Source organism: Cupriavidus sp. USMAHM13, assembly GCF_001854285.1.
In the GTDB taxonomy this organism is placed as follows: Bacteria; Pseudomonadota; Gammaproteobacteria; order Burkholderiales; family Burkholderiaceae; genus Cupriavidus; species Cupriavidus malaysiensis.
In genome coordinates this window covers 2,937,771-2,956,245 of sequence record NZ_CP017751.1, presented here as the reverse complement: position 1 = coordinate 2,956,245, position 18,475 = coordinate 2,937,771, and the positions used below count along the sequence as shown (strand labels likewise).

Below are 18,475 nucleotides of genomic sequence, written 5' to 3'. Positions count from 1 at the left end.
CCCCGGATGTGGCAGGTGCGGCGCAGGCGGCGCGGCGGGGTCAGCCGGCGGCGCGCTCGGCGGCCTCCAGGGTGTTGACCAGCAGCATGGTGATGGTCATCGGGCCCACGCCGCCCGGTACCGGCGTGATGTATCCGGCGACTTCCTTGACCCCGGCGAAGTCCACGTCGCCGCACAGCTTGCCGTTGTCGTCGCGGTTCATGCCGACGTCGATCACCACGGCGCCAGGCTTGACCATGTCGGCGGTGAGGATGTTGCGCCTGCCCACCGCGGCTACGATCACGTCGGCATCGCGGGTGTGGGCGGCCAGGTCGCGCGTCTTGCTGTTGCAGATGGTCACGGTGGCGCCGGCCTGCAGCAGCAGCATGGCCATCGGCTTGCCGACGATGTTGGAGGCGCCGACCACGACCGCGCGGGCGCCGCGCAGCGGGTACTGGACCGACTCCAGCATCTTCATGCAGCCGTAGGGCGTGCAGGGGCGGAACAGCGGCGCGCCGGTCATCAGCGCGCCGGCGTTGGCCACGTGGAAGCCGTCGACGTCCTTCTCGGGAGCGATCGCCTCCAGCACCTTATGGCTGTCGATGTGCTTGGGCAGCGGCAGCTGCACCAGGATGCCGTGGATCTGCGGGTCGCGGTTGAGCTGTGCGATGCGGTCCAGCAGCTCGGCCTCGGACAGGTCGGCGGGGTAGCGGTCCAGCGAGGAATGGAAGCCGTTGTCCTCGCACGCCTTGACCTTGTTGCGCACGTAGACCTGACTGGCGGGATCCTCGCCCACCAGCACCACGGCGAGGCCGGGGCGGTGGCCGCGTGCGGTCAGGCGGGCGGCGCGCTCGGCGGCTTCGGAACGGATTTGTTTGGCAAGCGCGTTGCCGTCGATCAATTGGGCGGACATGGGGAAAGCGATGGAGGGGTAGGGAAAGCGATGCGAAAGCCGAATTATAAGGTCTGGCCGGCACCGGGCACCTGCGCGCGTGGCGGCATGGTGCGCCGGGCAGCTCGCCGCGCCGCGCCGCGCGGCGACACGCGGGCGCCGCCGGCCGACCGGGCGGCGTCCGCCTTCCTCGGTCCGGAGGGCGTCGGCTGCCGCGCTCAGTCCCAGAGGCAGCGGAAGGCGGCGGCGGCGATCACCGGGACGGTGATCACGAGCGGGATCTCGAAGAATGGCACTTCAAGGTCGACCGTCCAGGAGTAGATCAGCCAGCCGACGCCCACGGCCAGCGTGACGAGGCCGATGAGCGCGGCGATGGCGTTCAGGGCGCGGTCGGAGGGGCGCCAGTGCGCCCGCTCCTCCTTGGGGGACAGGGTCTTCATCGCATCTCCCGTGCGTGGCGTGTGGCCGTCGGCCTCGCCACATCGATGTCTTTATTCTAGTGAGTGCACGGGGTCCTGGAAATGATGGGCGCTTGGAAGGAGGCGGGTGATTCATGCGCATCTTTTGTGTGGTGCGCCGCCGGAGATCCGGGTGGGCGGGCTTGATCCGGTGCAAGTGCGGCCATCCCGGCCACTGCTAGCATGGCGGCATGCCCGCCACCCTCCCATTTCTGCTGCCCGTCCTGTCGCTCGCCGGTCTTGCCTGGGCCGTGTGGCAGCGGCCGTGGCGCCCGCTGGCGCACGATGACCTGCAGCATGGCTGGCTGGGCGCCCTCGTGCTGACGGCATTGTTATGGACCGTGCGTGCCACGCTGCCGGGTGGGCTGGTGCTCCAGTTGACCGGCGCCGCGCTGCTGACGACCTTGTTCGGCCTGCCGCTGGCGCTGCTGTCGCTGTTCGCGGTCGACGTCATCTCGTTGCTGGGACTGGCTTTCCTGGCCGGCAGCGGCTGGCAGGAAATCGGCTGGGCGGCGCTGTGGCCGCGCTTCGTCTGGATGGGCCTGGCGCCAGCGCTGCTGGCGGCGGTGCTGCAGGCGGCGATGCGGCGCTGGCTGCCACACCACCCCTTCATCTTCATTCTCGGCCACGGCTATTTCAGCGCGGGCCTGGCGGCGCTCGGCGCGGGGGGCGCGCAGGCCTTGTGGCGCGAGTGGGGCGGGGCGCGCGGTGTGGTGCCCCTGGCGGATGTCCTGACCGGGCTGCTCGTGCTGGCCTTCGGCGAGGCCTTCCTGAGCGGGATGCTGGTCGCGGTATTCGTGGTCTATCGCCCGCAATGGGTGCTGACTTTCCTCGATGAGGACTATCTGCGCCGCTGAGCCTGCGCCGGGCCGGCAGCTGGCGCGGCCCCGGGGCTTGCGGTTCAGGCAATGCGCCTCAGCTGTTGCGCGACAGCGCCAGGCGCAGCAGGTCGGCCACCGTGTTGACGTTGAGCTTCTCCATGATGTTGGCGCGGTGCGCCTCGACGGTCTTGATGGAGATGCCCAGGTCATCGGCGATCTGCTTGTTCAGGCGGCCCGCCACGATGCGTTCCAGCACCTGCTGCTCACGCGTGGTCAGCTTGCCCAGCAGGTCCTTGGCGGCGCGCTGCTCGCGCGCGACGGAGTGGTCGCTGCGCGCTTTCTGCAGCATGCGCTCGACCAGCGCGCGCAGTTCGGCCTCATCGAAGGGCTTCTCGATGAAGTCGATCGCGCCCTTCTTCATCGTCGACACGGCCATCGGCACGTCGCCGTGGCCGGTGATGAAGACGATCGGAATGTTGATGTTCTCGGCGATCATCCGTTCCTGCAGCTCCGGGCCGCTCATGCCCGGCATGCGTACGTCGAGGATCAGGCAGGAGACCTGGCCGGCGTCGTAGGCGGCGAGGAATTGTTCGGCGCTGCTGAAACTGCGAACCTGGTAGCCATTGCCCTCCAGCAGCCAGGTGAGCGAGTCGCGCATCGCTTCATCGTCGTCGACGATGAAGACGGTCTCGCCGCGGTGGGAGGTGGGGTTTGGCGTTGCGGTCATGAAGTCTCCTGGGACAACGAAGTCGTAGCTGCCAAGTGTAAACGCCCTTGGCGCCGGATGGCAGCTGATGGCGGCTGATGGCAGCGCATCGCGGGCGTCGCTCCACCCCCGAGGGGCGGGAGGACTTACTGCTCGGTCAGCCCGGGATGCATCGGCAGCGTGATTTTAAACGTACAACCGATGCCATCCGCATTGTTTTCCACCCACAGGCGGCCCTGGTGCGACTCGATGATGGAGCGGCAGATATTGAGGCCCATGCCCATGCCATCCGACTTGGTGCTGAAGAAGGGCTCGAACAGGCGCTCCTTGGTCGCCTCGTCCACGCCCGGCCCCTGGTCGATCACGTCGATGTGCACGTTCTGGCCGAGGTCGCCCTGCTCGATGCGGGCGTGCAGGCGCACCACGCCGGTGGCACGCATGGCCGGCAGGCCCGACATGGCCTCGACCGCGTTCTTCAGCAGGTTGACCAGTACCTGCTCGATCAGCACCGGGTCCACGTAAAGCAGCACCGGTGGCGCCGGCAGGCGGGTCAGGATGGTGACGCGGCGGCGCGTGGCCTCCAGGTCGGCCAGCCCGACCGCGTCGGCCACGATCTCGTGCAGGGCGGCCTCGCGGCGCTGCGGCTGGCTGCGCTTCACGAAGCCGCGGATGCGGCTGATGATGGTGCCGGCCCGCACCGCCTGGGCCGAGGTTTTCTCCAGGATGGGGATCAGGTCTTCCGGCGTGCTGCGGCCCGAGTGCAGGCGCGCGACCGCGCCCATGCAGTAGTTGTTGATGGCCGCCAGCGGCTGGTTCAGCTCGTGCGCCAGCGAGGAGGCCATCTCGCCCATGGTGGTCAGGCGGCTGGTGAACTGCAGCCGCTCCTCGTGCTGGCGCGCCATCTCCTCGGCCGCCTTGCGCACCGTGATGTCGGTGGCGATCTGCATCTGCGCCAGGTGGCCATCCACCCACTGGATATAGCGGCGGCGCACCTCGAACCACTTCTGCATGGCCGGCACGAAGATCTCGCGCGCATCGGAGCTGTAGGGCATCAGCTCCGAGGCGGGCAGGCCGGCGTAACCGTCGACGTGGTCGGTGTGGTCGCCCGATACCTGTTCCTTGTCCACCTCGTCGCCGGCCAGCTTGAGGTGGCCGTCGGCGTCCCAGCCGAACAGTTGGCGGTAGTAGCGATTGGCGAACAGCAGTTCGGGACGGTCGGTGGCCAGCACCGAGACCGCCGCGTCCAGGCTTTCCAGCACGGTGGTGAAGCGGTCGTGGGCGGCGGCGAGTTCCTCGCGCGCGCGCTTGGGCTCGGTGATGTCCGTCATCGAGCTCATCCAGCCGGTATGGCGGCCGCGGCTGTCCACCAGCGGCGAGACGTACATGCGGGCGAAGAAGCTGCTGCCGTCGCGCCGCATCACGCGCATTTCGTAGCCGCCGGCCGGGGACTTGCCCTGCAGCGTCAGGTCGATCTGCTTCTGCATCTCCGGCTGGTCGTTGGCGGGCCAGTAGGGGAAGGGCGGCAGGCGGCCGACGAGGTCGCCTTCCTGCCAGCCGGTCATGCGGCAGAACGCGGGGTTGACGTAGGTGATGCGGCCTTTCAGGTCGAGCGCGCGCAGGCCGATCAGCATCGAGTTTTCCATCGCGCGGCGGAACGAGGTCTCGGCCAGCAGCGCGCGCTGTGCCTCGGAGCGGCGGCTGGTGTGGCGCCACATGCTCCACAGGCTCCACAGCAGGAAACAGGACAGCCCGACCACCAGCCACAGCAGCATATTGTTGGGCAGGTTGGAGGGCGGCGGATAGGCGTCGGCGCGCAGCGACAGCGAATGGCCGGGCGGATCCAGCAGGACCTCGTAGGACAGCGCATTGCCGGGAACCGGGCGCAGTGAGGTGCTGGCGCGCACCAGGTTGTTCTTGTCGATCAGCGAGAAGCGGTAGCGTTCGGTCAGCTCCGGCGGCAGCAGGTGGGTCAGGATGCCGTTGATGGAGTACAGCGCGCCGAGCGTGCCGAGGAACTCGTTATCGCGCACGATCGGCACCTCCATCAGCATGAAGCTGTCGCCGCGGTCGTTGACCAGCGGGCGCGAGTAGACCACGCGCTGCGTCTCGCGCGCGGCGTCGAAGGTGTCGAGGACTTCCGGCTCGAGCGGCTGGTCCTGCGTCTCGCGCAGGCGGTTGGCGAACTCCGAGGTGGACGGCAGCGACCAGCGGCTGCGCCGCGTGGCGTCGAGCCAGTTGATGAAGACCACTTCCGGGTTTTCGCGCAGGATCTCCTGCGCGGCGATGCGGTAGGCGCCCTGGTCGAGCTGGGCGGCGGCGATGTCGCGGGCCAGCGAGGCCAGCTGGTCCTGGTTGCTCAGCAGCGACAGGCGCACGCGCTGCTGCGCCCAGGCTGCGTCGCGGTAGAGGGCGTCGCGCTGCTGCTGGCGCTCGGTCTCGTGCAGCGACCACAGGATGACGCCCATGGCCACGGTGAACAGCACGATGGCCACCAGCGGGATGAACATGAACCAGCTGGTCGCGACCAGGTTGCGCCAGCGCAGCCACCACAGGCTGCGCGGCGGCGGACTTGCCGCGATGGCGTCATCGGCCGGGCCCAGGCTGTCGAGCGGCGCCATGCCGCCGCCCGCTGAGGGCGGCCCGCTGGATTGCGCCTGGGCCGGGCCGGAAGCGGAAGGAGGGAGGGCGGCGGCGCGCAGGCCATGCAGGAGGCGGGCGAGGAACGACATGACGGGATTGACGGCTGACGGGCCAGTGTAGCGGGAATATTGCAGTGCGTCGCTTGGGGAAAGCGCCTATGAAGGCGCCGGCCGCCTGGTGCCGCCGCGCCATGCCGGCGGTGGCCGGCGTGGTGTCGGGCGGGGCACCGCTGCCAGAGCGTAGGGCGACGATGTGGGCGGGAACGGAGTGGCTTGTGGTGCGTTGCGTCAATATTTCACATTATAAGAAACGATACCGTAATTTGAAAATTCCGCTTGTGCTGCGCATGCAGCTTCCATAGAATCGGTCGCACCGAACAACGAGGGCGGGAAAGCCACGCGCCAGCGCGCGGCAGCCCGAGGCAGCACGGCGCGGTGGAGGCATCCGCAATCGCCGCCGCGCCGCGGTTACACCGACAGAGCGGGCCCGAGCCAACAGCAGGGGCCGACGCTGGAACTCACCAGGAGACGACAGTCATGTCAGCCGTACCAGAACAGATCCTCGGCGCCGGCAGCGCCAACGACGCAGATCCCCAGGAAACCCATGAATGGCTCGAGGCCCTGCAGGGCGTGATCGGTGCCGAAGGTCCTGAACGCGCCGCCTTCCTGATCGACAAGCAGATCGAATACGCACGCGTGAACGGCGTCACCCAGCCGTTCCACGCCGAGACGCAGTACATCAACACCATTCCGGTCGAGCAGCAGGCCCGCATCCCCGGCGACCAGGACATCGAGCACCGCATCCGCTCGTACACCCGCTGGAACGCCATGGCGATGGTGCTGCGCGCCAACAAGCACACCAACGTCGGCGGCCACATCTCGTCCTTCGCCTCGGCGGCGACGCTGTACGATGTCGGCTACAACCACTTCTGGCACGCGCCGTCCGACAAGCACGGCGGCGACCTGGTCTTCGTGCAGGGCCATTCGGCACCCGGCGTCTATTCGCGCGCCTTCCTGCTGGGCCGCCTGAGCACCGAGCAGCTCGACAGCTTCCGCCAGGAAGTGGACGGCAAGGGCATCTCGTCCTATCCGCACCCGTGGCTGATGCCGGATTTCTGGCAGTTCCCGACTGTGTCGATGGGCCTGGGCCCGATCATGGCCATCTACCAGGCCCGCTTCATGAAGTACCTGCACAGCCGCGGCCTGGTGCAGGCCGAAGGCCGCAAGGTGTGGGCCTTCCTGGGCGACGGCGAGACCGACGAACCGGAATCGCTGGGCGCGATCGGCATGGCCGGCCGCGAGAAGCTCGACAACCTGGTCTTCGTCATCAACTGTAACCTGCAGCGCCTGGACGGCCCGGTGCGCGGCAACGGCAAGATCATCCAGGAACTGGAGTCGGAATTCCGCGGTGCCGGCTGGAACGTGATCAAGGTGGTGTGGGGCAGCCGCTGGGACTCGCTGCTGGCACGCGACACCAAGGGCCTGCTGATGAAGCGCATGATGGAGTGCGTGGACGGCGAGTACCAGACCTTTAAGGCCAAGGACGGCGCCTACGTGCGCGAGCACTTCTTCAACACGCCGGATCTGAAGGCCATGGTCGCCGACTGGTCCGACGAAGACATCTGGCGCCTGAACCGCGGTGGCCACGATCCGCACAAGATCTACGCCGCCTACAAGGCTGCGACCGAGCACAAGGGCCAGCCCACGCTGATCCTGGCCAAGACCATCAAGGGCTATGGCATGGGCGACGCCGGCCAGGCCATGAACATCACCCACCAGCAGAAGAAGATGCCGGTGGAGGCGATCCGCCGCTTCCGTGACCAGTTCAACATCCCGGTGCCGGACGACAAGATCGAGGAAGTGCCCTACGTCACCTTCGAGGAAGGCTCGAAGGAACTGGAATACATGCGCCAGGCGCGCTTGAACCTGGGCGGCTACCTGCCGGCCCGCCGCCAGAAGGCCGAGCCGCTGCCGGTGCCGGCGCTGTCCGCGTTCGAGGCACTGCTCAAGGCCACCGGCGAGGGCCGCGAAGTGTCCACCACGATGGCCTTCGTACGTATCCTGAACACCCTGCTCAAGGACAAGCAGGTCGGCAAGCACGTGGTGCCCATCGTGCCCGACGAGTCGCGCACCTTCGGCATGGAAGGCCTGTTCCGCCAGATCGGCATCTGGAACCAGGAGGGCCAGAAGTACGTGCCCGAGGACCATGACCAGCTCATGTTCTACAAGGAGTCGCAGACCGGCCAGGTGCTGCAGGAAGGCATCAACGAAGCCGGCGCCATGTGCGACTGGATCGCCGCCGCCACGTCGTACTCGACGCACGGCGTGCAGATGATCCCCTTCTACATCTACTACTCGATGTTCGGCATCCAGCGCATCGGCGACCTGTGCTGGGCCGCGGCCGACATGCGCTCGCGCGGCTTCCTGCTGGGCGGCACCTCGGGCCGTACCACGCTGAACGGCGAAGGCCTGCAGCACGAGGACGGCCACTCGCACGTGTTCCATGCCGCCATCCCGAACTGCATCTCCTACGATCCGACCTTCCAGTACGAACTGGCCGTGATCATGCAGGACGGCCTGCGCCGCATGTACGCCGAGCAGGAGGACGTCTACTACTACCTGACGGTGATGAACGAGAACTACGAGCATCCGGAAATGCCGGCTGGCGTGGAGCGCGACATCGTCAAGGGCATGTACCAGTTCCGCAAGGGCGTCGAGAACAGCAATGCGCCGCGCGTGCAGCTGCTGGGTTCGGGCACCATCTTCCGCGAGGTGATCGCCGCTGCGGAACTGCTGAAAAAGGACTGGGGCGTCGAGTCCGACCTGTGGAGCTGCCCGAGCTTCACCGAGCTGGCGCGCGAAGGCCAGGACGTCGAGCGCTGGAACCTGCTGCACCCGACCGAGCCGCAGCGCGAGTCGCACGTGGCCAAGAGCCTGAAGACCGTGCGCGGTCCGGTGATCGCTTCCACCGACTACGTGCGCGCCTTCGCCGAGCAGATCCGCCCCTTCGTGCCGCGCCGTTTCTCGGTGCTGGGCACCGATGGTTTCGGCCGCTCGGATACGCGCGAGAAGCTGCGCCACTTCTTCGAGGTGGATCGCTACTGGGTCACGCTGGCCGCGCTCAAGGCGCTGGCCGACGAAGGCGCGATCGGCCGCGACAAGGTGGCCGAGGCGATCAAGAAGTACAACCTCGATCCCAACAAGCCGAATCCGACCACGGTCTGATCGGGCCGTCCGCACCAACCCCCGCAGGCGCGGGAGTGCTGCATGGCGTCCGGCCGTGTCCGGAAGCCTTGCGGCGTGGCGGCGTGACAGATGCCGGCGGCGGGGGTAACCTCGCCGCTTGTGCCTGTCGCGCCCCGTGCCTGTCCAGGAGACACTGAATGAGTCAAGCGATTGAAATCAAGGTGCCGGACATCGGCGACTACGACGCCGTTCCCGTCATCGAAGTGCATGTGAAGCCGGGCGATACCATCCAGGCCGAGGACGCCCTGGTCACGCTGGAGTCCGACAAGGCGACGATGGACGTGCCGTCGCCGCAGGCCGGCACGGTCAAGGAAGTCCGCATCAAGGTCGGCGACAACGTGTCCGAAGGCACCGTGCTGGTGATGCTGGAGCCCGCAGGGGCTGCCGCACCCGCGCCGGCGCCTGCCCAGGCCGCCGCGCCGGCTCCGGCTCCGGCCGCTGCGCCTGCCCCGGCCCCGGCCCCCGTGCCGGCGGCGGCCCCGGCCCCGGCTCCCGCCGCAGCCGGCGGCAACGTCGAGGTCAAGGTGCCGGATATCGGCGACTACAAGGGCGTGCCCGTGATCGAGATCCACGTCAAGCCTGGCGATGTGATCCAGGCCGAGGATGCCGTGGTCACGCTCGAATCGGACAAGGCCACCATGGACGTGCCGACGCCGGTCGGCGGCACCGTCAAGGAAGTCAAGGTCAAGATCGGCGACGAAGTGGCCGAAGGCACGCTGCTGCTGATCCTGGAGGCCGCCGGCGCAGCCGCGGCACCGGCGTCACCGGTGGCTGCGGCGAGCGCGCCGGCGGCGGCTGCCGCCAGCGTGCCGGCACCGGCCGCCCCGGCGCCGGCCGCTCCCGTGGCTGCCGCGCCCGCGGCCCAGGTGACCCCCGCGCCGGCTGGCGTGAGTGGCAAGGCCGCGCACGCCAGCCCCTCGGTGCGCAAGTTCGCACGCGAGCTGGGCGTGGACGTGTCGCGCGTGCCGGGCACCGGCCCGAAGGGCCGCATCACCCAGCAGGACGTGCAGAACTTCGTCAAGGGCGTGATGAGCGGCCAGGTGGCGGCGCCCGCCCAGGCGGCGCCGGCCGCAGCCGGCGGTGGCGAGCTGAACCTGCTGCCGTGGCCGAAGGTCGACTTCACCCGCTTCGGCGAGGTGGAAAGCAAGCCGCTGTCGCGCATCAAGAAGATCTCGGGCGCGAACCTGCACCGCAACTGGGTGATGATTCCCCACGTCACCAATTGCGACGAGGCCGACATCACCGACCTGGAAGCCTTCCGTGTCCAGCTGAACAAGGAGTACGAGAAGCAGGGCGTCAAGGTCACCATGCTGGCCTTCATGATCAAGGCGGCCGTGGCGGCGCTGAAGAAGTTCCCCACCTTCAACGCCTCGCTCGATGGCGACAACCTGGTGCTGAAGAAGTACTTCAACATCGGCTTCGCCGCCGACACGCCCAACGGCCTGGTGGTGCCGGTGATCAAGGACGCCGACAAGAAGGGCGTGCTCGAGATCGGCCAGGAAATGGGCGAGCTGGCCAAGCTGGCGCGCGACGGCAAGCTGAAGCCGGACCAGATGCAGGGTGGCTGTTTCTCGATCTCGTCGCTGGGCGGCATCGGCGGCACCTACTTCACGCCGATCATCAATGCGCCCGAGGTCGCCATCATGGGCGTGTGCAAGTCGTACCAGAAGCCGGTCTGGGACGGCAAGCAGTTCGTGCCGCGCCTGACGCTGCCGCTGTCGCTGTCGTGGGACCACCGCGTCATCGACGGTGCCGAGGCCGCGCGCTTCAATGTCTATTTCGCGCAGCTGCTGGCCGACTTCCGCCGCATCCTGCTGTAAGCGGGCGGGGCGCGGCGGCCGTGCCGCCGTGCCCGCGGCGAGGCAACGACGAGCAAGACGAGGCGAGCCATGACTACCTGCGTAGTCGTCAAGAAGGACGGTGAGGTGGCGATCGCGGCCGACGCGCTGGTCACCTTCGGCGACACGCGCCTGTCGCGTGCCTACGAGCGCAACCAGAAGGTGTTTCCGGTCGGCGAGAGCTTCATCGCGCTGGCCGGCACCACCGCGCATTTCCCGGTGATGCGCAGCCTGCTGTCCGGGCTGGGCGAGGAGTGCCGGCTGGGCTCGCGCGACGACGTGTTCCGGACCTTCCTCAAGGTGCATGAGAGGCTCAAGACCGAGTACTTCATCAACACCAAGGAGGACGAGGACGATCCTTACGAGTCGTCGCAGATCGTCTGCCTGATCGCCAATCCCGAGGGAATCTTCGGCGTGTATTCGTATCGCGAGGTGTTTGCCTTCGACCGCTTCTGGGGCATCGGTTCCGGCCGTAACTACGCGCTCGGCGCGATGCATGCCGTCTACGACAGCCCCGGGTTCGACGCGGCGCGGATCGCCCGCATCGGGGTCGAGGCCGGCGTGGAGTTCGACAAGAGTTCGGCCGGCCCGGTCGAAGTGCATGTGCTGCGCCTGCGCGCGGCGGACGGCGCGGCGGGCATGGCACCCAACAACGACGGCGTTGCCTGATCCCGACGGGCGGGCGGCGCATTGAGGAGCAAAGCATGAGTGTGATCGAGGTCAAGGTGCCGGATATCGGCGATTTCGACGCAGTGGAAGTGATCGAGGTGCTGGTCAAGCCCGGCGACACGGTCGAGGTGGAGCAGTCCCTGATCGTGCTGGAGTCGGACAAGGCCAGCATGGACGTGCCGTCCTCGGTGGCGGGCACGGTGGTCGATGTGCGCATCCAGGTGGGCGACAAGGTCGGCCAGGACATGGTGATCTGCACGGTCGAGACCGGCGCGGCCCAGGCCCCCAGCCCGGCGCCCGCTGCCGCGCCGGCACCCGTTGCCGCTGCCGCTGCGCCGGCACCTGCAGCCGCCGCGCCGGCCGCCGCGACCCATGGCGGCGGCGCCGACATCCAGTGCGAGATGCTGGTGCTGGGCGCCGGCCCCGGCGGCTATTCCGCCGCCTTCCGCGCGGCCGACCTGGGCATGAGCACCGTGCTGGTCGAACGCTATGCCACGCTGGGCGGCGTCTGCCTGAACGTCGGCTGCATCCCTTCCAAGGCACTGCTGCACAATGCGGCGGTGATCGACGAGGCCAAGGCGCTGGCAGCCCATGGCATCCTGTTCGGCGAGGCCAAGATCGACCTGGACGGCCTGCGCCACTACAAGCAGTCGGTGGTGGGGAAGCTGACCAACGGCCTGGCCGGCATGGCCAAGGCACGCAAGGTGCAGGTGGTGCGCGGTATCGGCAGCTTCCTCGACCCGCATCACCTGGAGGTCGAGCTGACCGAAGGCGAAGGCAAGCAGGCCACCGGCAAGAAGACCGTGATCCGCTTCGAGAAGGCCATCATCGCCGCCGGCAGCCAGGCGGTGAAGCTGCCCTTCATCCCCGAGGATCCGCGCATCGTCGATTCCACCGGTGCGCTGGAGCTGCCTGAGGTGCCCAACAAGATGCTGGTCATCGGCGGTGGCATCATCGGCCTGGAAATGGCGACCGTGTACAGCACGCTGGGCGCCGAGATCGACGTGGTGGAAATGCTCGACGGCCTGATGAACGGCGCGGACCGCGATCTGGTCAAGGTCTGGGAGAAGAAGAACAAGGACCGCTTCGGCAAGGTCATGCTCAAGACCAAGACGGTCGGGGTGGAAGCCAAGGCCGATGGCATCTACGTCAGGTTCGAGGGCGAGCAGGCGCCGGCCGAGCCGCAGCGCTACGACCTCGTGCTGGTCTCGGTGGGCCGCTCGCCCAACGGCAAGCGCATCGGCGCCGAGAAGGCCGGCGTGGCCGTGACCGAGCGCGGCTTCATCGACGTCGACAAGCAGATGCGCACCAATGTGCCGCATATCTTTGCCATCGGCGACATCGTCGGCCAGCCGATGCTGGCGCACAAGGCGGTGCATGAAGGCCACGTCGCGGCCGAGGCGGCGCATGGCGAGAAGGCCTTCTTCGACGCCAAGCAGATCCCGTCGGTGGCCTTCACCGATCCGGAAGTGGCCTGGGCCGGCCTGACCGAGGACGAATGCAAGGCACAGGGCATCAAGTACGGCAAGGGCATGTTCCCGTGGGCAGCATCGGGTCGCGCCATCGCCAATGGCCGCGACGAGGGCTTCACCAAGCTGCTGTTCGATGAAGAGACCCACCGCATCATCGGTGGCGGCATCGTCGGCACGCATGCCGGCGACCTGATCAGCGAGATCTGCCTGGCGGTCGAGATGGGCGCGGACGCCGTCGATATCGGCCGTACCATCCACCCCCACCCGACGCTGGGCGAGTCGGTGGGCATGGCGGCCGAGATCTACGAAGGCGTCTGCACCGACGTTCCGCCGCCGCGCAAGCGCTGAGGGCAGGGTCTTCGCAAGACGGGAGCAGGCCTGTGGCCTGCTCTTTTTTTTTCGGCGCCCGGCCGGCGGTTCCTCGGCGGCGATGCTCAGTCATGTCTGCGCTCCCAGTCGTTGGCGTAGCGGATCAGGTCCGAGTCCCGCTTGATACCGAGCTTGCGCATGGCGCTGATCTTCTGCGTGCTGATGGTCTGCACGCTGCGGTTGCATTGGCGGGCGATCTCGGAGATGGTCATGCCGCCGCCGAACAGGCGCACGATCTCTGCTTCGCGCGCGGTCAGCACATTGCGGGACGCCAGCGATTGGCCGACCACCTGATCCTTGATCGACGGCGAGAAGTAGGGCTGGTGCAGCAAGGCGGATTGCGTGGCGGCGCTGACATGACCGATGCGGTCCGATTTGCTGAGGATGCAGTTGATGCCCAGCCGCAGCAGGGCGCGGATCAGTCCGGGATTGTTCAGCATCGTCAGCACGACCAGGCGCAAGGTCGGGTAGCGGCGCCGGAGCTGGGAGAACAGGGCGATGCCGTCGCCGTGCATGCCGCCCGGCATGGCGTAGTCGGAGATCAGCACATCGCACTCCAGTTCTTCCAGCGACTTGAACAACTCGGTGGAGTTCCTGGCGCGGGCCACGATCGCGAGAGACAGGTCCTTCTGCAGCTCGTGCTGGACACCCATCACGATGGCAGGATGGTCATCGGCAATGATGACGCGGATAGTGTCTGTAGACATGGTCGGTTTCCTCTGGTCCAGATGACAGGTTGCAGGCAAGGTCGCTTTCCATCCCGGGGGCGGCGGAAACAGAGGAAAGCACTGGCTGGCAGGCTCGGGGGCTGGCAGGGACGCTTCCGTCCTCAGGTTGTCTCCCGCTCTTCGCGGGACTTTCGCTAGGAAGGCTCACGAGTGCACTGCGTCCTTCGAAGGGCATGCCCGATCGACAGCGCCTTCGGGCCGTCTGCGTCGTTGCAAAGGCTCGCCATCGCCGCGCGCGATGGCCGTGCTTCCCGCCTGGCCTGCGACCTGGATGCAACGCCGCTCGGGTGCGCTTGTTCCGACGCAACGGATTAGGGAAAGGTGATGAAGTAGCTGGCGAGGCCGTTGGCATCCCCCGCCGCCAGCGGTTCCCCGGTGCGCACATAGCGTGCGAAGAACTTGAGCGTGGCTTCCGTGCCGTTGACTTCCATGGCGTGGTGGCCGGAACTGCCGGCGGGCGGGGCCGAACTGAAATACTTGACGCGCCTTGCGGGCTTGCCGGTGGGAAGGCTGAACATGGCGATGCCGATACCGCCGGCGCCACCGCTGACGCTGAGCGTGTCGGAGGTGTTGCCGGGCTCGTTCTCATCGCGGAACCATATCTGCGGCTTGGCGTTTTGCGCGCAATCGCTGAGCTTCAAGGTGAATGGGTCCGATCCCGGGTCTTCCCAGGCGGGTTCCGCCACGTTGAGGAGCGAATAGTTCTTCATCGTCACGGGAATGGTCGTGACTTCGACTTTGCATCGGTTGGGGATCGTCTCGCGCGGGATCAGGGCATTCATCAGCTTGCCCGTGGCGAGGTTGCTGTTGCAGGCGTTGACCTCCGCATGGGGCGCGACGGTCTGGCCGACGATGCCTTTGCTCGCATCCACCGAGTAGGTGAACAGTTCCACCATGGCACCCTTGGCGATGCCGGCGATCTTGATATCCCCGGCGGGCAGTTCCTTCGGGTCGACCAGCAGTACGAGTTCCTGGAAGAGGTCGAAGGCATAGTTGGTGTCCTCTGTAGCGAGTTCCTTGACATTCAGGATGGTCTGCTGCTGCGGGCCCCGATAGATCGCCTGATCCTTGTGGCTCATGCGGATGCCGATCTTCGATACGAATGGTGTCGGATCGTTTGCGAGGACCACCGGCATGATGTCGGTGTTGACCAGTTGGACCGGATTGATCCAGTTGCCCAAGGCCGCGAGGACTTGCGGCGACTGGGTGCGCTTTGTCTCGAAACGGACGAAGAAAGAGACGGTGCGCTTGAGCAGGACGTCGCCGGGCTTTGCCGCTGCGGTGAGGCCGGTGCCGCTCCAGCCACCGTCGCCGCTCGGCGGCAAGGGAACGCTGCATCTCATCGCACCGTTGTAGCTGGCCGCCGCGACGGAAGCCGGCAGCAGGAGGAGGAGAAGTCTGAAGGCCCCCGCGAGGGCGCGGGCACGGCGGCGCCGGGGGCGCTGCGTCCATGCTGGGGAATTGCGGGTCATAGGGTACTCCGAGGAAGATTGCTTGTTCTGCCGAGGCGGAACAACCGTGTCCGAGGCCAGGACGTGCAGCCCGGCATGGCGGGCTGCCGGGCCGTCCTGGACCGTTATTGCAGCAGGCCGGAGTTCGAACCTGCCGGCGGTAGCAGGGAGGCCGCGCCATAGGCGACGTTGCCCGTCATGCGTCCGGTGTTGAGGCCGGCGAGGCCGCCATAGACCTGCTGGTAGCCCGCCGGTTGGTAGTTGACGCGGGTGGCGGCGGTGGAGTAATCGATCACGCTGCGGTTCACGCCGGCCAGTCCGCCCAGCGCGGCGTATGTTCCGCCACGCACCGAGCCGTTCGCGTGGGAATACGACACCGTGCCCTGGTTGTCGCCGACCACGCCGCCGACATTGCTGCGGCTGCCGCCGGTCACTTCGCCCAGGCCGATGCCGCCGACGATAGTGCCGAGGTTGGCGCCGGCGACGCCGCCCGCGCTGGCGTTGTTGCCGGCGGTGACCTTCCCATGTCCTTCTGCGGCGGTCAATGCGCCGAGGTTGTAGCCGGCGACGCCGCCGGCCAGGCTGGTGGAGCCGCCGGAGACGTCACTGTAGCCCTTGGCGTTGAGCACCTCGCCGCCATAGAGGTTGCTGCCGACCACACCCCCCACGCGGCTGCTGTTGCCTGCGCGTACCTGTCCGGATGCCGTGGCATGGGACACGGTGCCGAAGCTGTTGGCGCCCACCACGCCGCCGACATTGGCGCCGGAGGCATCGACGACCGGCCCGGTGGCCGCGACATGGGCGAGGCGGCCGCCATTGGCGTTGAGACCGGCGATGCCGCCCAGGTTGGCGGTGGCGCTGCCGTTGACCTGGCCGCTGGCCTGCGAGGCGGCAATGGTGGCCCCCGAGTTCAAGCCGACCACGCCGCCGGCGTTGCCGCGCTGGTTGCCCTGCACGCGACCGCTGGCGCTGGCGCTCTCGATCGTGCCGGCGTTGGCGTTCAAGCCGGCGATGCCGCCCGCGTTGACACCGGCCCGGCTGGCGGTGACGGCACCTTCGCTGCGGACATCCTGCAGCGTGCCCCCGTTGTTGACGCCGGCGATGCCGCCGATGCCGCCGCCGATGTCGTTGAGCACGCCGCCGGACACCTGCGCGCGGGAGACCGCACCGCGGATCGCGGCCGGGTCGCCGGCGCCGGCGAGGATGTTCTCACCGGCCACGCCACCGACGGCGCGCGCGTTGACGCCACCGTAGACGGAACCGCTGGTGCTGACGTTCTCCAGCGTGCCGGTATTGATTCCCACCAGCCCGCCGACAGTGGTCGAGCGCGAGGTGTTGCTGCTGACGTTGACCCGTTCCGTGCTGACGTTGCGGATCAGGCCCCGGTTCACGCCTGCCAGAGCTCCCACGGAGCCCGGGACCGGGCCATAAGCGTTGTCGGTCACACTGAGGTTTGCCAGCTTCACGTTGCTGATGGAGCCGGCCGCTTCCGAGAACACACCGACATTGGCGCCGCGCCCGGTGATCGAGAGTCCGCTGATGGTGTTGCCCAGGCCGTCGAAGCTGCCGCGGAAGACGCCGTACGGCCCGCCGATGGACAGCAGGCGGCCGCCTGTGATGCCGTTGCCCAGTACATAGTGGCCATAGAGATTGGTGTCGATCTGCTGCAGCTGGGCGACATTCTGTATCACGGTGTGGCGGATGCCGTTGGCGGTGAAGCCGGCACTGCTCCCAGATAGCGTGACCGAGCCCTTATCGCCGAAGTTGCGTCCGCCCGGCGCGTTGATCTCGAGTTCGCTGGCAGTGCCGCTGAGGGTGAGCTTGTCGTTGATATTCACCTGGTTGCCGGCGTTCAGCATCAGTCCGGCGCGGATGCCGCTGGCACTCACCGGGGCGTTCACGTGGAGGCTTCCGGCCGCCTCCAGCGACAGATGGTTGCTGGAGTTCCAGGCCACCGGGCCCTTGAGGGAAAGGTCTCCGGTCTCGCTCCTGGCCTTGATGTGCGTGGTGGCAAGGTTCTGTGCCAGCGTACCGCTGTAGGCATTGGCGCTGCTGTCGTTGGCGTAGCGGCCGATCGTCATGTCCGGGGCGCTGAGCGTCCAGTTGCCGTGCATGCCGTTGCTGGCGCGCGTGTCGACCATCAGGCCCAGACCGACATCGAGGCCCCGGCCGCGGGTCACGACTTCGCCGCCGTCGCCGACCGTGTTCATTGCGCTGGTGCTGAGCCGTCCGCCGACGAAGGTACGGCCGACGTCGCCGCCGTCCAGCGTGATCTTGCCCGCACGTCGGCTCAGTGTATTGGCTTCGATCGCACCGACGTTGTTGACCACGGCCTGCAGCAGGGCGCCGCTGCCGCGTGCGGTCATCAACACCTGGCCGCCGTCGGCCTTGAGCAGGCCGCCATTGTGCGCCAGCGCGTCCGCGGCGGCACCGTTGATCTCCAGGTTGAGCAGGCCGTCGGCGGCGCCGAAACGCACCATCGCGTCGCCGCCGGCACCGAGTGCCACGCTGCCCATCGGAGCCAGGATCAGGCCATCGTTGCGTACGCGGCCTCCCAGCAGGGCGATGCTGCCGCCCACCGCGGCGGTGAGGGTGCCCTCGTTGACGACGGCGTTGGGGGAGTTCGAATCGGTGAAGCTGTAGTTATGGCCTGGTGCGAGGAACTGCTGGTCGGAGATGCCGTGGGTGGAAGCGACCAGGCCGCCCACGTTGACCTGGGCGCTCTTGCCGAACAGCACGCCATTGGGGTTGACCAGGAAGACTCGCCCGTTGGCCTCCATCCTGCCGAAGATCTCGCTGCTGTTGTTGCCGATGACCCGGTTCAATGCCACGGCAGCGCTGCCGGGCTGGTTGAAGCTCACGCGCTCGCCTGCGCCGATGTTGAAATCGTTCCAGTCGATGATCAGCTTGTCGGTCTTCTGGTTGATCGACATCGCCTGCTGGCTCGCATCCTTCTGGATGTCAGCGCTGCCGCCGGCGATGTTCTGGCCGCTCGGCAGGGCATGGGCCGATGGGGCGGCGACGAGCCCGAGCAAGGCCGCCGCCGCAGTGGCCGCCAGCGCCGGCTTGCCTCGCCTGCCTTGCCGACGCGCGCCTTCGTGCGCAACCTGCCAGCATTGCTGGGCCGTGTTCCAGACCAGGATGTAACTACGGTTCATCTTGCATACCTCTTGTTGTTGAAAGGACTCAGCCGGACTTCGGCAGAGC

12 protein-coding genes are annotated in these 18,475 nt (G+C 67.5%); 5 read left to right on the top strand and 7 right to left on the bottom strand.

Annotated elements, in window-relative coordinates:
* Positions 1-40: 40 nt before the first annotated feature.
* Positions 41-892: a bifunctional methylenetetrahydrofolate dehydrogenase/methenyltetrahydrofolate cyclohydrolase FolD gene (folD, locus tag BKK81_RS12935; protein ID WP_071013533.1), complete on the bottom strand. Its 852-nt coding sequence runs from the start codon at positions 890-892 to the stop codon at positions 41-43.
* A 197-nt stretch (positions 893-1,089) separates the two neighbouring features.
* On the bottom strand, positions 1,090-1,311 hold the full coding sequence (locus tag BKK81_RS12930) for a hypothetical protein (protein WP_071013530.1): 222 nt from the start codon (positions 1,309-1,311) through the stop codon (positions 1,090-1,092).
* 209 nt (positions 1,312-1,520) lie between these two features.
* Between BKK81_RS12930 and BKK81_RS12925 the strand changes: the two genes are divergently transcribed.
* A complete protein-coding gene (locus BKK81_RS12925; RefSeq protein ID WP_071013528.1) occupies positions 1,521-2,186 on the top strand; it encodes a hypothetical protein in 666 nt (221 codons plus the stop codon).
* A 58-nt stretch (positions 2,187-2,244) separates the two neighbouring features.
* Here the strand turns inward: BKK81_RS12925 and BKK81_RS12920 are convergent, their stop codons facing one another.
* On the bottom strand, positions 2,245-2,877 hold the full coding sequence (locus BKK81_RS12920; protein ID WP_071013525.1) for a response regulator transcription factor: 633 nt from the start codon (positions 2,875-2,877) through the stop codon (positions 2,245-2,247).
* A gap of 125 nt (positions 2,878-3,002) precedes the next feature.
* Complete coding sequence (locus tag BKK81_RS12915) at positions 3,003-5,585, bottom strand: PAS domain S-box protein (protein WP_071013523.1); 2,583 nt, start codon at positions 5,583-5,585, stop codon at positions 3,003-3,005.
* Positions 5,586-6,032: 447 nt separating this feature from the next.
* Between BKK81_RS12915 and aceE the strand changes: the two genes are divergently transcribed.
* From aceE to lpdA, 4 genes are all read left to right on the top strand, one after another.
* Positions 6,033-8,720 carry a pyruvate dehydrogenase (acetyl-transferring), homodimeric type gene (gene aceE / locus BKK81_RS12910; RefSeq protein ID WP_071013520.1) on the top strand — a complete coding sequence of 896 codons (2,688 nt, stop codon included), beginning with the start codon at positions 6,033-6,035 and terminating at the stop codon, positions 8,718-8,720.
* 158 nt (positions 8,721-8,878) lie between these two features.
* The gene (aceF, locus tag BKK81_RS12905; protein WP_071013517.1) at positions 8,879-10,561 is read left to right on the top strand and encodes a dihydrolipoyllysine-residue acetyltransferase; all 1,683 of its coding nucleotides are present in this window, start codon (positions 8,879-8,881) and stop codon (positions 10,559-10,561) included.
* 69 nt (positions 10,562-10,630) lie between these two features.
* Positions 10,631-11,248, top strand: a complete 618-nt coding sequence (locus tag BKK81_RS12900; protein WP_071013514.1) for an MFS transporter — start codon at positions 10,631-10,633, stop codon at positions 11,246-11,248.
* A 35-nt stretch (positions 11,249-11,283) separates the two neighbouring features.
* Positions 11,284-13,068: a dihydrolipoyl dehydrogenase gene (lpdA, locus tag BKK81_RS12895; RefSeq protein ID WP_071013511.1), complete on the top strand. Its 1,785-nt coding sequence runs from the start codon at positions 11,284-11,286 to the stop codon at positions 13,066-13,068.
* 86 nt (positions 13,069-13,154) lie between these two features.
* Here the strand turns inward: lpdA and BKK81_RS12890 are convergent, their stop codons facing one another.
* From BKK81_RS12890 to BKK81_RS12880, 3 genes are all read right to left on the bottom strand, one after another.
* On the bottom strand, positions 13,155-13,796 hold the full coding sequence (locus BKK81_RS12890; protein WP_071013508.1) for a response regulator: 642 nt from the start codon (positions 13,794-13,796) through the stop codon (positions 13,155-13,157).
* 332 nt (positions 13,797-14,128) lie between these two features.
* Positions 14,129-15,289 (bottom strand): fimbrial protein, encoded by a 1,161-nt coding sequence (locus tag BKK81_RS12885; protein WP_156811285.1) that lies wholly within the window; start codon positions 15,287-15,289, stop codon positions 14,129-14,131.
* A gap of 104 nt (positions 15,290-15,393) precedes the next feature.
* A complete protein-coding gene (locus tag BKK81_RS12880) occupies positions 15,394-18,426 on the bottom strand; it encodes a two-partner secretion domain-containing protein (protein ID WP_071013503.1) in 3,033 nt (1,010 codons plus the stop codon).
* Positions 18,427-18,475 lie beyond the last annotated feature (49 nt).